Source organism: Massilia sp. DD77, assembly GCF_036961685.1.
Taxonomy (GTDB): domain Bacteria; phylum Pseudomonadota; class Gammaproteobacteria; order Burkholderiales; family Burkholderiaceae_D; genus Telluria.
On record NZ_JBAMDH010000022.1, the window covers coordinates 24,746 to 38,752 of the forward strand.

The 14,007-nt window shown below is 66.4% G+C and carries 9 protein-coding genes; 5 read left to right on the forward strand and 4 right to left on the reverse strand.

The annotated features are described in order from the left end of the window. Nucleotides 1-243: 243 nt before the first annotated feature. Both fmt and def read right to left on the reverse strand, forming a co-directional pair. The gene (fmt, locus tag V7778_RS14700; RefSeq protein ID WP_335556445.1) at nucleotides 244-1,191 is read right to left on the reverse strand and encodes a methionyl-tRNA formyltransferase; all 948 of its coding nucleotides are present in this window, start codon (nucleotides 1,189-1,191) and stop codon (nucleotides 244-246) included. Then, nucleotides 1,191-1,733, reverse strand: a complete 543-nt coding sequence (gene def / locus V7778_RS14705; protein ID WP_335556447.1) for a peptide deformylase — start codon at nucleotides 1,731-1,733, stop codon at nucleotides 1,191-1,193. Before def ends, fmt begins: the two co-directional genes overlap by 1 nt. 244 nt (nucleotides 1,734-1,977) lie before the next feature. Here def and V7778_RS14710 point away from each other — a divergent pair, with 244 nt between their 5' ends. The 5 genes from V7778_RS14710 to V7778_RS14730 all read left to right on the forward strand — a co-directional run bounded on the left by V7778_RS14710 (nucleotide 1,978) and on the right by V7778_RS14730 (nucleotide 9,929). Beyond that, a complete protein-coding gene (locus V7778_RS14710; protein ID WP_335556449.1) occupies nucleotides 1,978-3,084 on the forward strand; it encodes a LysM peptidoglycan-binding domain-containing protein in 1,107 nt (368 codons plus the stop codon). A gap of 7 nt (nucleotides 3,085-3,091) precedes the next feature. Then, entirely contained in the window at nucleotides 3,092-4,210 is a 1,119-nt protein-coding gene (gene dprA, locus V7778_RS14715; protein ID WP_335556451.1) for a DNA-processing protein DprA, read from the forward strand. A gap of 357 nt (nucleotides 4,211-4,567) precedes the next feature. Further along, nucleotides 4,568-5,026, forward strand: coding sequence for a DUF494 family protein (locus V7778_RS14720; protein ID WP_211521596.1), 459 nt, complete (start codon nucleotides 4,568-4,570; stop codon nucleotides 5,024-5,026). Nucleotides 5,027-5,300: 274 nt separating this feature from the next. Next, a complete protein-coding gene (locus V7778_RS14725; RefSeq protein WP_335556453.1) occupies nucleotides 5,301-7,955 on the forward strand; it encodes a DNA topoisomerase III in 2,655 nt (884 codons plus the stop codon). 348 nt (nucleotides 7,956-8,303) lie between these two features. Then, nucleotides 8,304-9,929: a methyl-accepting chemotaxis protein gene (locus tag V7778_RS14730; protein ID WP_335556455.1), complete on the forward strand. Its 1,626-nt coding sequence runs from the start codon at nucleotides 8,304-8,306 to the stop codon at nucleotides 9,927-9,929. Between the two features lie 237 nt (nucleotides 9,930-10,166). Here V7778_RS14730 and V7778_RS14735 read toward each other — a convergent pair whose 3' ends face one another. Further along, nucleotides 10,167-10,373: an addiction module protein gene (locus V7778_RS14735; RefSeq protein WP_211521593.1), complete on the reverse strand. Its 207-nt coding sequence runs from the start codon at nucleotides 10,371-10,373 to the stop codon at nucleotides 10,167-10,169. Nucleotides 10,374-10,416: 43 nt separating this feature from the next. Next, nucleotides 10,417-14,007, reverse strand: coding sequence for an ABC transporter permease/M1 family aminopeptidase (locus V7778_RS14740; protein WP_335556458.1), 3,591 nt, complete (start codon nucleotides 14,005-14,007; stop codon nucleotides 10,417-10,419).

The window sequence follows — 14,007 nt, forward strand, 5'->3', positions numbered from 1 at the left end:
ATCCAGCAGCGCAAGGATCGCAGGGTTGGCGGCTTTGCCGCCGACGCGGTGATGGTCGGCGCCCGCATTCCTCCACACGGGCCGGCGGACGTTCCCTGAACGCGTCGGCGGCGGAGCCGCCAACCCTACGATTCGAGTAGCTTGGCAAGAGGCAGGGTGGACGGCAAAGCCGTCCACCCTACAGCGAGCTTTGCAGTAATAAAAAAGGCAGCCGGAAGGCTGCCTTTGTCATTTTCAGTCAGCTCAGCTGAACCGCAGCCCCGCCAGCGGAAAACCTTTCAGGAACTCCGCCGCCGCCAGCCGCTTGCCGCCGGGTTTCTGCAGCTCGTTCAGGCGCAACGCGCCTGCCCCGCAGGCGACCACGATGCCTTGCGCATCGGCCGCCAGCACCTGGCCCGGTTCGCCCTGGCCGGCGACCGGCTCGGCCTGCCAGATCTTGACCGTCACGCCGTCGACCAGCCCCTGCGCGCCCGGGAAGGGGTTGAAGGCGCGCACCTTGCGCGCCAGCACCTCGGCCGGAAGGGCGAAATCGAGTTTCGCTTCGTCCTTGCTGATCTTGGCGGCGTAGGTCACGCCTTCCTCCGGCTGCGCGACCGCTTCCAGCCGGCCCGCTTCCATCTGGCGCAGCGCATCCACGATCATGCGGCCGCCCAGCGCGGCCAGCTTGTCGTGCAGGCTGCCGGTGCTGTCCGTGTCCTCGATGGCCACGCGTTCGATCAGCATCATCGGGCCGGTGTCCAGGCCTTCTTCCATGTGCATGATGGTCACGCCGGTCTCGGCGTCGCCCGCTTCGATCGCGCGGTGGATCGGGGCGGCGCCGCGCCAGCGCGGCAGCAGCGAACCGTGGATGTTGATGCAGGGCTTGATGTCGAGGGTGCTGCGCGGCAGGATCAGGCCATAGGCCGCCACCACCATCACGTCGTAGTCGAGCGCCTGCAGGCGCGCGTGGGCGGCGCGCGCTTCCTCGGCGCGCTGCGGATCCTTGCTGTCCATGCGCAGCGACAGCGGCTGCAGCACTTCCATGCCGTGCGCCAGCGCATACTGCTTGACGCTGGAGGCCTGCAGCTGCATGCCGCGTCCGGCCGGACGGTCGGGCTGGGTCAGCACCAGGGGGATGGCGAAGCCCGCCTCGTGCAGGGCACGCAGGGCGACTGCGGCGAACTCGGGCGTGCCGGCGAAGACGAGCTTCATCAACGGCGGCCGCCGGCGCGTTGCGCGGCGTCGCGCTCCAGGCCGCGCTCTTCCTTCTGCAGCTTGGCCTTGATGCGGTTGCGCTTCAGCGGCGACAGGTATTCCACGAACACCTTGCCCATCAGGTGGTCCATCTCGTGCTGGATGCACACGGCCAGCAGGCCGTCGGCCTCGATCTCGAACTCCTTGCCGTCGGCGTCGACAGCGCGCACCTTGACGCGGGCAGGGCGCTCGACGCCGTCGTAGATGCCCGGCACCGACAGGCAGCCTTCGTCGTACACCTGCTTCTCTTCGCTGGCCCAGACGATCTCGGGGTTGACGAAGACCAGCAGCTGGCTCTGGTCTTCGGTGACGTCGATGGTGACCACGCGCTCGTGCACGTCGACCTGGGTCGCCGCCAGACCGACGCCGGGTGCGTCATACATGGTCTCGGCCATGTCGGCGACCAGCTTGCGCAGGCGCTCGGTGCCGAATTCGGTCACCGGCTTGGCCACCTTGTGCAGGCGTGGGTCGGGGTAGCGGAGGATCTTCAGTAAGGCCATATCAATCAGGTAATAAAGTGACTCGGTATGCCGGCACAGGCAGAAACGCAACACACGAAGGGCCTGGCAGGACGCGGTTTGTCTTGCTAGTTCAGGGATTTGTGTGCAGAATTTGATTCACTACGGCAACCTTTTGAGGAAACCGGGAACGGACGCATCTGTCCTGTTTCTCGTGCCGTGACTGGGCGGGGTCAACCCGGACAGCCGGCGGTGGTCTCAACGCTCCATTTTACGGACGTCTTCGATGAAAAATTTTAGCACAGTCGTGACCCGCGCTGCTGTGGCGGCGCTCGTCGCATGTGCCACGGCCGGCGCGGCCCTGGCCTCGCCCACGGCGCCGGCGGGCTGCACCTTCCGTCCGAACGCCCCTGACCAGCACGTCGTGGTCAAGGGCGATACCTTGTGGGATATTTCCGGCCACTTCCTCCAGAACCCCTGGTGCTGGCCCCAGGTATGGGGCATGAACCGCGAGGAAATCCGCAATCCGCACTGGATCTATCCGGGACAGGTCATCTATTTCGACCGCACGCGCGGCCGTTTGTCCCTGAGCCCGCCCGGCGGCGACGGACGCGGAGAACCCCCGCTGACCCGCCTGTCGCCCCAGCTGCGCACCGAATCGCTCGAACGCGATGCGATCCAGGCGATCGCGGCCGGCGCCATCGAGCCCTACCTGACCCAGCCGCTCGTGGTCGAGGCCAGGGAACTGGCCAATGCGCCGCGCATCGTCGCCTCGCAGGAAGGCCGCGTCTACCTGGGCCAGGGCGACAAGGTCTACGTGAAGGGCGCGCTGCAGGGCGGCAGCAGCTTCCAGGTGTTCCGTCCGGGCACCGTGCTGAAGGACCCGCAAACCGGCAAGGCCATGGCCCACGAAGCCGCCTACCTGGGCACGGTGACCCTGGTCAGCGAAGCCAAGCCGGGCGTCGACGCCCACACCTTCCGGGTCACCGACACGGTCCAGGAAATGGGCGTGGGCGACCTCCTGGTGCCGGCGCCGCCGGCCCCGGTGCGCAACTACATGCCGCATGCGCCCGCGCAAGCGGTCGATGCGCGCGTCATGTCGATCTACGCCGGCGTGAGCTATGCGGGGCAGAGCCAGGTCGTGACTGTCAACCGGGGTTCGCTTGACGGACTCGATGTCGGCGCCGTGCTGCAGCTTTATCATCTCGGGAAGACGGTGCCGGACCCGGCGAGCAAGGGGCTCCTGGGGCTTGGCAAGTCGCAGATCAAGCTGCCGGACGAGCAATACGGCAGCCTGTTCATCTTCCGTGTGTTCAAGAACGTCTCGTACGGCTTGATCATGCAAGTGACGGAGCCGGTGCAAGTCGGCGACGTGGCCAAATCACCGGAGTAACATCGCCGTGCAGGACACGGACCCCCACGCCGCCGCCAGCGTCTTTGCTACCCTCGCCGACTGGATACGCCTGGAACAGGCCGGCGGGGTAGGGGGCCGGACTGCCAGGCAATTACTGGCGCACCTAGGTTCTCCGGCAGCCATCTTCCAGGCCGGCGCGCGCGTGCTTGCCGAGCTCGTCACACCCGCCCAGCTGCGCGCCCTGTGCGCACCGCCATCGCCCGAGCTGGTCCGGCTGCTCGAGGCCACCCAGGCCTGGCTGCGGCAGCCCTCCCACCACATCCTCACCCTCCACGATCCCGCCTATCCAGCCTTGCTGGCGGCGCTTCCCGATCCGCCGCTGCTGCTCTATATAAAAGGACGCATCGACTTGCTGGCGCGTCCGCTGGTGGCCGTGGTCGGCAGCCGCAACGCCAGCATGCAGGGCAAGGCCCATGCCGAAGGCTTCGCGCGGGCGCTGTCCGATGCCGGCTTGACCGTCGTGTCCGGCATGGCGCTGGGCGTGGACACGGCCGCGCACGAAGGCGCGCTGGCCGGGGCCGGCTCGACCATCGCCGTGATCGGTACCGGCATCGACCGCGTCTATCCGGCGCGCAACCGCGCGCTGGCCCACCGCATCGCGCAGCACGGCTGCATCGTCAGCGAGTATGCGCTGGGCACGCCGCCCGTGGCCGCCAACTTCCCGCGCCGCAACCGCATCATCAGCGGCTTGAGCGCCGGCGTGCTGGTGGTGGAAGCGGCGGCCGAGTCGGGTTCCCTGATCACGGCCCAGCTGGCCGCCGAGCAGGGCAGGGAAGTGTTCGCGATTCCCGGCTCGATCCATTCGGCCCTGGCCAAGGGCTGCCACCAGCTGATCCGCGAAGGCGCGCAGCTGGTCGAGACCGTGGACGAGGTGCTGGCGGCGCTGCGCGTGTCGCCGCTGGCGATGCCATCGACTGCCGCCGAGCCCGAGGCCGTGGACGACATCGTGCTGTCCGCGCTGGGGCATGATCCCGTTTGCATCGATGCCCTGCTCGAGCGGGTGGGCGGCGATGCGGGCATGCTGGGCGGGCGCCTGCTGGAGCTGGAGCTGGCGGGGCTGGTCGAGCAGCTGCCGGGCGGGCGCGTGCAGCGGGTGTGCCGCTGAGACATGTCGCACTGTAGGGTAGGCCTCGGCGGCCCCGCGCTCCGCCGTCGACGCGTTCAACGAACAGTGCGGCTGAGGTGAGTTCGCGTCCAGGCTGACGCTGGTTTGAACGCGTCGGCAGCGTAGCCGCCAACCCTACGCGAAGCACTGCCTGGCACGCTCAAACCATACAGACGCATCGCAAAGATCTATCCTTCGTCAGAGGGCGTTTGCGAAATGTATGCTCTTGTTTTCATTGGGAATCGAGTAAGCTGATTGATCGGATAAGGCCGTGAAACAACGTTTTTTTTGACGTGGGTCCTGCGTCGCGCGCGACACTTGTGCCGCGAGGAGCTTAGCTGCTACAGTAGCGTCACTATGTTCGACATCCTGGTCTACCTCTACGAGACGTACTATCGTCCCGACGCCTGCCCCGAGCCGGCGGCCCTGGCTCGCAAGCTGTCCGCCGTCGGTTTCGACGACATCGAAATCTCGGAGGCGCTCGACTGGCTGACCGGCCTGACCGAGATGGCGGTCACCGAGCAGATCGATGCTTCCACCGGTACCCGCTACTACGTGGACGAGGAATACATCGAGCTGGGCAGCCCCGCGATCGGCTTCATCCAGTTCCTGGAAAGCGCCGGCGTGCTGACTCCCGTCCAGCGTGAAATCGTCATCGAACGCGCGCTCGCGGTCGACGAATCGCCCGTCACCCTGGGCAAGCTCAAGATCATCGTGCTGATGGTCATGTGGAGCCAGGGTAAGGAGCCCGACGCCCTCATGTTCGACGACCTGTTCGGCGACGACGACGAGCAGGCGCCGCGCCTGCTCCACTGATCCGGCGCAAACCGCACACCACACCAAAACGGGGCTCATTGCCCCGTTTTTCATTGGCGCCGCCGTTTTTTCGGGCGGCCGCCGCGGCCTTGCCCAGGCTGATCCGGCACAAGGCGTACTTGCGGGGACGGCGAGAACCCGCTTATCATTGGCCGCTCAAAACAGACCGTTACCATCCAGACACTACGGCAAAACGCTGCCGTCGGGCGCGAAGCATGTATGATGCGCAAGCCCAGCCATACCACACTATATAGTTAGTACGAAGAAAAACACTATGACCAAATCCCTCATCATCGCGGAGAAGCCCTCGGTCGCGAACGACATCGCGAAGACGCTGGGCGGCTTCACCAAGCACGATGAGTACTTCGAATCCGACGAATACATTCTCTCGTCCGCCGTCGGCCACCTGCTCGAGATCACGGTGCCCGAGGAATACGACGTCAAGCGCGGCAAATGGAGCTTCCAGCACCTGCCCGTGATTCCTCCGTACTTCGCACTGAACCCGATCGCCAAGACCGAGTCGCGCCTCAAGGTGCTGAACAAGCTGATCAAGCGCAAGGATGTCACCACCCTGATCAACGCATGTGACGCGGGACGCGAAGGAGAACTGATCTTCCGCCTGATCGCCCAGAACGCCAAGGCCAAGCAGCCGGTCAAGCGCCTGTGGCTGCAGTCGATGACGGCCAATGCGATCCGCGAGGGCTTCGCCCACCTGCGCAGCGACGACGAGATGCTGCCGCTGGCCGACGCCGCGCGCTGCCGTTCCGAAGCCGACTGGCTGATCGGCATCAACGGCACCCGCGCCATGACCGCCTTCAACTCGAAGGAGGGTGGCTTCTACCTGACCACCGTGGGCCGCGTGCAGACGCCGACCCTGTCGATCGTGGTCGAGCGCGAAGAGAAGATCAAGAAGTTCGTGCCGCGCGACTACTGGGAAGTGCGCGCCGAGTTCGTGTGCGCCGCCGGCGTCTACGAAGGCCGCTGGCTCGACCAGGCCTTCAAGAAGGACGAGAACGATCCCGAGAAACGCGCCGAGCGCCTGTGGAGCAAGGCCGCGGCCGATTCCATCGTCGCCGCCTGCCGCGGCAAGCAGGGCGTGGTCACCGAGGAATCGAAGCCGACCACCTCGATGGCCCCGGCCCTGTTCGACCTGACCTCGCTGCAGCGCGAGGCCAACGGCCGCTTCGGCTTCTCTGCCAAGAACACCCTGGGCCTGGCGCAGGCGCTGTACGAGAAGCACAAGGTCCTGACCTATCCGCGTACCGATTCGCGCCACCTGCCGGAAGACTACGTCGCCACGGTCAAGAGCACGATGGAAGCGCTGAACGAGACCAACAACTACCAGCAGTTCTCGAAGCAGGTGCTGAAGAACGGCTGGGTCAAGCCGAACAAGCGCATCTTCGACAACACCAAGATCTCGGACCACTTCGCGATCATCCCGACCGGTGTGATCCCGAAGAACCTGAGCGAGCCGGAACAGAAGCTCTACGACCTGGTCACGCGCCGCTTCCTGGCGGTGTTCTTCCCGGCCGCCGAGTTCCTGGTCACCACCCGCTTCACCGAAGTCTCGGGCCACCAGTTCAAGACCGAGGGCAAGGTGATGACCAACCCCGGCTGGCTGGCCGTGTACGGCAAGGACACCACCGGCGACGACAAGGACGGCGCCACCCTGGTGCCGGTGGCCAAGGGCGAGAAGGTCCTGGCCGACAAGCTGAGCGCCAACGGCCTGGTCACCAAGCCGCCCGCGCGCTACACCGAGGCGACCCTGCTGTCGGCGATGGAAGGCGCGGGCAAGCTGGTCGACTCGGACGAGCTGCGCGACGCCATGGCCGGCAAGGGCCTGGGCACGCCGGCCACGCGCGCCGCGATCATCGAGGGCCTGCTGACCGAGAAATACCTGCTGCGCGAAGGCCGCGAGCTGATGCCGACCGCGAAGGCGTCGCAGCTGATGACCCTGCTGCGCGGCCTGGGCGTGAACGAACTCACCGCGCCCGAGCTGACCGGCGAGTGGGAGTACAAGCTCGCCCAGATGGAGAAGGGCAAGATCTCGCGCGAGGAATTCATGCGCGAGATCGCGCAGATGACCCAGATCATCGTCAAGCGCGCCAAGGAATACGACAACGACACCATCCCGGGCGAGTACGCGACCCTGCAGACGCCGTGCCCGAACTGCGCCGGCGTGGTCAAGGAAAACTACCGCCGCTTCGCCTGCACCAAGTGCGACTTCTCGATGTCGAAGACGCCGGGCAGCCGCCAGTTCGAGATCGCCGAAGTCGAGGAACTCCTGAAGAACCGCACCATCGGTCCGCTGCAGGGCTTCCGCTCCAAGATGGGCCGTCCGTTCGCGGCCATCCTGCGCATCGTGCGCGACGAAGACATCAAGAACTTCAAGCTGGAGTTCGACTTCGGCCAGGACCAGGACGAAGGCGAGGACGGCGAGGGCGTGGACTTCAGCGGCCAGACCCCGGTCGGCCCTTGCCCGAAGTGCCAGGCCGGCGTGTACGAGATGCCCCTGGCCTATGTGTGCGAACACAGCGTGGCCAAGCCCAAGACCTGCGACTTCCGCAGCGGCCGCATCATCCTGCAGCAGGAGATCCTGCCTGAGCAGATGGGCAAGCTGCTGAACGAGGGCAAGACCGATTTGCTGCCGGGCTTCGTGTCGCAGCGCACCCGCCGTGCGTTCAAGGCTTTCCTGGTGCGCGCCAAGGACGGCAAGATCAGCTTCGAGTTCGAGGAGCGCAAGGCCAAGCCGGGCGCCAAGGGCAAGGCGGCGGCCGCCGAGGGCGCCGAGGGGGCGGAAGGCGCGGTGGAGGACGTGAAGCCGGCGAAGGCAACGAAGAAGACGGCGGCGAAGGCGCCGGCCAAGACGGCCGCCAAGAAAGCGCCGGCCAAGAAGGCGCCAGCCAAGAAGGCGGCAGCGAAGAAGTAAGTTCGCTGCGGCTGATGATGAAAACGCGAGCTTCGGCTCGCGTTTTTTTTGCGCATTCACTGCGCATGGGAATTGGGTTCCGGCCTTCGCCGGAACGACGTTGTTGTAGTTGACCGTTAGCTCAAAGACCGTCGTACCCGCCACTGGCGGCTACGACTTCCGGCGAAGGCCGGAACGCAAGTTCCTATGAGTTGCCACTACAACACTTCATTGCCGTTTCAATATTTTTCTTCCCTGTAACCAATGTTCAAGTAATAATCATCTGGTACCCGGCGTCATGGCTGAAGGTACAGGGGCTCACGGAGACGAGCCATCCTCCCAACTACACGAACAGTTCCAAAACTGCACATGAAGCTATCCGATCTCAAAATCGCCACCCGGATCTACCTGGGTTTCGGCGCCCTGGCCGGCCTGACCGTCCTCGTCGTGGCCGTCTCGTACGCCAACTTCGCCCGGCTCGGCACGGCCAACGAACTGAACATGCACACCCACGAGGTGCGGGCCGAAGTCGACGGCGTGCTCGAAGCGCTGGTCAATATCGAAACCGGCCAGCGCGGTTATGCGCTGACCGGTGACGACGCTTCGCTCCAGCCCTACCAGAACGGCAAGCAGGCCTTCCGCCAGCACCTCGACAAGGCGCTGCAGCTGACCGCCGACAATCCCGCCCAGCAGGAACGCCTCAAGCGCCTGGCACAGCACCAGGCGGACTGGCTGGCCCAGGCTATCGACCCGGTGATCGCACTGCGCCGCGCGGCCGTCGACAACAACATGGGCGAGATCGTGAGCTTCGTCCAGCAGGGCAAGGGCAAGGCCGGCATGGATGCCATGCGCGGCGTGCTGGGCGACATCGGCAAGGCGGAGATGGCGCTGATGGAGGAGCGCCGCGCGCAGGTGGCCGGGCTGCAGAAGAGCATGGGCCGGATCCTGGTCGGCGGCGGCATCCTGGCGGTGCTGATGGCGGCCTTCATGGCCTACCAGCTGATGCGCTCGATCAGCATCCCGCTGCGCCGCGCGGTGAACCTGGCCAAGCAGGTGGCCGAAGGCGACCTGACCGCCGAAGTGCGGGTGCGCTCGAGGGACGAGACGGGCGAGCTGATGGGCGCCCTGAAGGACATGAATGCGTCGCTGGGGGCGATCGTGGCCCAGGTGCGCGGCGGCACCGAGCGCATCGAAACCGCCTCGAGCGAGATCTCGGCCGGCAACCAGGACCTGTCCGCGCGCACCGAGCAGCAGGCCGGCTCGCTGGAAGAGACCGCGTCCTCGATGGAGGAGCTGACCTCGACCGTCAAGCAGAACGCCGACAACGCGCGCCAGGCCAACCAGCTGGCGGCCAGCGCCGCCGAGACCGCGACCCGCGGCGGCGCGGTGGTGTCGGAAGTGGTGGACACCATGGGCTCGATCAATGAGTCGGCGCGCAAGATCGTCGACATCATCGGCGTCATCGACAGCATCGCCTTCCAGACCAATATCCTGGCGCTGAACGCCGCGGTGGAAGCGGCGCGCGCCGGCGAGCAGGGACGCGGCTTCGCGGTGGTGGCGGGCGAGGTGCGCAACCTGGCCCAGCGCTCGGCCAATGCGGCCAGGGAAATCAAGGAACTGATCGGCGACTCGGTCTCGCGCGTGGAAGCGGGTTCGCGCCTGGTGGACCAGGCCGGCCGCACCATGGACGAAGTGGTGGCCAGCGTGCGCCGCGTGTCCGACATCATCGGCGAGATCTCGGCGGCGAGCGACGAGCAGCGCTCGGGCATCGAGCAGGTGAACCAGGCGATCGTGCAGATGGACCAGGTGACGCAGCAGAACGCGGCGCTGGTGGAGCAGGCGGCGGCTGCGGCGGAAGCGATGCGCGAGCAGGCGGGTGGCCTGTCGCAGCTGGTGGGCACCTTCAAGCTGGCGCGCGGGCAGGAGGCGCTGGCGGCGCCGGTGGTGCGCAAGGCGCTGCCGGGGAAGAAGCGGAGTGTGGGGAAGGCGGCTTGAATAACGCTGGTGGTGCGTTGAGAAGCTTGGGTCCCCGCCTTCGCGGTGATGACGTTCTAGAGCTAGCGCTTAGTTCAAGCTGCTTCATGTGCTGAAATAAGCACGTCATCCCCGCGAAGGCGGGGACCCAAGTTTGCCCGCACACCCCGTACAAAAGAAAAAGGCCCGCACCCGCGAGCCCCACATGCAAAAACCGCGGTCAAGCCGCGGTTTTTTATTCCCCCTTATCCAGGGATATTATTCCTGCCACTCCTGCAGCGCGCGGATGGCCGCCTCGCCGTTGCGGATCGCCTTCACCCGGCGCACCACCTCGTTGCGCCACGCCTCATCCGCGTCCTCGTCGATACCATCGATATCCTGCACCAACAGGCGCAGCAGCTCGTGCTTTTCCGACGCGCTCAGCGTCTGGATCTTTTCTGCGATCTCGGCAACCACGTTCGACATGATCTTCCTTCCGGAGGTTAGTAAGTCGATGATATCCCGAGAATCAAAGGTTGTCGACAGGAAGCATATTGTCTGTTGGTTTTCTGTCAATCAGCTTGTTGTCCGGATCGATGCCCGCGCGTCCCGGACGCGCGTCCACCACCAGGGTGACGGCCTGGGCGGCCTTGTCGACCAGGCGCCGCTCGCGCACCAGCGGGTTGCCGTCGCGGTCGTCGACGCCGAATTCGATGTAGTCGCGCAACAGCGCCGGCTTCTCGTCGCCCAGTTCGCCTGCGCGCACCTTGCCGGCGTGGGCGCGGATCGTCACCTCGTACTTGCCGTCCCGGCGCTGGCGCACCGTGGCGCTCTCGGCGCGGTTCTCGTACAGGGTGATGGTCTCGAACAGGTCGTCGATCAGGTAGGCCTTGTCGCGCGGGGTGACCGCGCGCAGGCCGTCGACCAGGGCGCTCGCGGTGGGGTAGGGCGCGCCGCGGTAGGCGTGCTGCGCCAGCAGCTGGCGCAGCACGCCGTTCACGGTGTCCTCGCCCAGCAGGTCCTGCAGCAGGTAGAGCGCCAGGCTGCCCTTGCGGTAATGGACATAGTCCTGGTTCTCGTTATGCGCCAGCGGCAGCTCCTTGCGGCGCTCCATGGCGCGGCCCATCAGGTAGGCATCCAGGTTGTAGCGCAGGAAGCGGCGCATCTTGTGCGGACCGACCGCGCGCTTCATCACCATCAGGGCGGTGTATTCGGACAGGCTCTCCGACAGCACCGTCGCGCCGCGCGTGTCGGCGCCCACCATCTGGTGGCCCCACCACTGGTGCGCGGTCTCGTGGGCGGCGACGTAGAACGGATAATCGATGTCCTTGGGCGAGGTGGGGTCCACCTTGGCGATGAAGCCGGCGCTTTCCGAGAACGGGATGGTGCCGGGGAAGGCCTGGGCATAGCTGGCGTAGCGCGGGAACTCGACGATGCGCAGTTCGCGGAACTGGTAGGGGCTGAAGCGCCGCACGCCGTAGTCCAGGCCCGCCTGCGCGCCCTTGATCATGCGGTCGACGTTGTACTCGTGGCCCGGATGATAGAACACGTCGATGGTCACGTCGCGCCAGCGGTCGTGGCGCACCTCGTAGCGCGCCGACTGGAAGGCGACCATGTTGAGGATCGGCTTGTCCATGCGGTAGTGGAAGTAGCGCCGGCCCTTGTCCATCCACTCCTGTTCCAGGGTGCCGGGCGCGATCGCGATCTGGTCCGGGCTGGTGCTGACCACGGCGTCGAAGTTGATCCAGCCGGCGTCGTTGCCGAGCAGGTTGTTGGCGCGCGCGGCCGCGTCGTCGCGCGCCGCCATGCGTTCGCGCGGCGACAGGCCGTGGCGGCTGCGCTCGCGCTCGTCCTCCAGTTCGACCGAAGGCTGGTAGCCGATGCGCGGCAGCACGGCATTGGTGAAGAAGGTGCCGTTGCCGACCACCGGGGTGTCCTGCATCACGCCCAGCAGGCCGCCGGGCACGTAGTCGACCCGGAATTCGAGCGCCACGCGCGCGCCCGGCGCGATCGGCGTGGCCAGGCGGTAGTGGTAGAAGCCATGCTCGGCGTCGGCGCGCGCCAGCGTGGCCGGCTGCGAGAACTTGGCCGCCAGCGTCGCCCCGCGCTGCTGGTAGAGGATCACGTCGGCCAGCGGCGCGCCGCTGCGGTTCTCGAGCTGGTAGTAGCCCTTGACGCTCAGCGCGCGTTCCTCGGGACGGATCGCCACTTCGAGGTTGACGTCGGCGATGCGCGGCTGGGGCAGGGCCTTGAAGCGGTGGTAACGCTGCTCGTAGCGTGCGCGCGTGGCTTCGCGCTGCCACGGCGTCTGGTAGTCGCCGGCCGCCATCTCGTAGCACAGCAGGATGCCCATGCCGGCGAACAGCGCGAAGCCGGCGCCAAAGCCGCCCAGCACCAGCGGCGACAGGTTCTGGCGCGCCAGGCGCAGGCGCTCGCGCAGGCCGGTGTCGACGCCGCGCGGCCACAGCACGCGCGCCGCCACCAGCAGCATCACGGCGGCGCCGGCCCAGTAGAGCTGGAACAGGTGCTCGCGCAGCAGGTAGTGGCCGAAGCCGTTCATCGCCGAGTACCGGGCTTCCGGGCTGATGCCATACAGGACCAGCGGATGGTCCACGCCCAGGATTCCCATGGTGACGACCAGCAGGTAATAGCCGATCAGGATGAAGTAGGCCAGGTACTTGTGGTTGACGATCACCTGCACCGCGATCGCCAGCACCGCGATCAGCATATATTCCGGCAGCATCACGGTGAACAGGGTGCGCAGGTAGAGCCCCGGCTCCAGCCCGAAATAGCCCTTGAACAGCTGGATCAGCATCCCGGTCAGCATCGCGACCAGGAGCAGGAAGGCCTGCAGGCCGACCAGGGCCAGGGTCTTGGCGGCCAGCGGCAGCCAGCTGGGCACCGGCAGGGCGTCGAGCATCTGGGCGATGCGCTGGTCGCGGTCGCGCCAGACCAGTTCGCCCGCATAGAAGACGGTGACCACCAGCACGAACAGCTCGAACACGTCGCGGATCATCTCCAGCACCATGTAGGTCACCGGATAGGTCGAGGTGCCGTAGATCGCGCCCAGGTCGAGCGAGCTGGCGACCAGGGCCAGCACGCCGGCCACGGCAAGCGCGGCGAAATAGACGTTCTTGACCGATTCGCGCAGGTTGTACCAGGTGGTCTTCACCAGCAGCACGGCCAGGCTGCGGCCGGCGAAATCGGGCGCCTCGACCGTGTCGACCGCGCTGTGGGCCAGTTCCACCGGCGTCTCGGCCAGGCCGCGCCCGCGGCCGCGCGCATCCACGTCGCCGATCAGGTGCAGGCGCCAGTAGCCGAGCAGCAGCACCACGGCGCCCAGGGCGGTCCAGACCAGGCGGTTGACCAGGTAGACGCCTTCCAGCGCCACGGCGCGCGTGTTGCGCTCGGCGATCGGCCAGTACTCGGTCAGGCGGATCAGCGAGGTGGTGCCGAAGGGATCGATCAGGGCCGCCAGGGTCTTGTAGTCGAGGTCGCGCGCCAGCGATGGGGCGATCACATAGCCGATCATCATGACGACGCTGACCACGTAGACCGGCAGCATGCGCCGGGTCAGGGCGGCCAGCACGAAGAAAATGGCGCCGAAGATGAAGATGTTGGGCAGCAGGGTAAACAGGTAGGGCTGGACGAAGGCCGCCAGGCTGGTCGGCCCCAGGCGGTCCGGCGCCACGCCCGGGATGAAGGTCCCGAGCCAGGCGCCCAGCACGATGCTCGAGAAGATCACCGCCAGCACCGCGAAGGCGCCCAGGAAGCGGCCGAAGACATAATGGTACTTGCGGATCGGCGCGCTGAAGAAAAAGTGGTGCATCTGGTGCTCGAAGTCCTGCTGCACCGAGCGGCCCATCACGGCCGCCGTCACCACCACCCCGAAGCAGCCGAGCAGGGCCGCCGTGAGCGCGATCTGGCGCGGGGCGTTGATCATGACCCGCCCGCCGAAGGACACCACGGCGTCCCGGAACACGCCGCCGGCAGCAGCCATCCACAGCATGGCCAGGGCCAGGAAACCGAAGAAATACACCCAGGTGGACAACAGGCGCAGGCGCTGTCCCGCTTCGAAACGGGCGATGGACAGCAGGGGACTCACGGCACGGGCATTCAC

Coding starts and splice junctions, on each gene's coding strand:
- fmt (WP_335556445.1), bottom strand. CDS start 1,191: ATGAAGCTCGTCTTCGCCGGCACGCCCGAGTTCGCCGCAGTCGCCCTG.
- def (WP_335556447.1), bottom strand. CDS start 1,733: ATGGCCTTACTGAAGATCCTCCGCTACCCCGACCCACGCCTGCACAAG.
- V7778_RS14710 (WP_335556449.1), top strand. CDS start 1,978: ATGAAAAATTTTAGCACAGTCGTGACCCGCGCTGCTGTGGCGGCGCTC.
- V7778_RS14720 (WP_211521596.1), top strand. CDS start 4,568: ATGTTCGACATCCTGGTCTACCTCTACGAGACGTACTATCGTCCCGAC.
- V7778_RS14725 (WP_335556453.1), top strand. CDS start 5,301: ATGACCAAATCCCTCATCATCGCGGAGAAGCCCTCGGTCGCGAACGAC.
- V7778_RS14730 (WP_335556455.1), top strand. CDS start 8,304: ATGAAGCTATCCGATCTCAAAATCGCCACCCGGATCTACCTGGGTTTC.
- V7778_RS14735 (WP_211521593.1), bottom strand. CDS start 10,373: ATGTCGAACGTGGTTGCCGAGATCGCAGAAAAGATCCAGACGCTGAGC.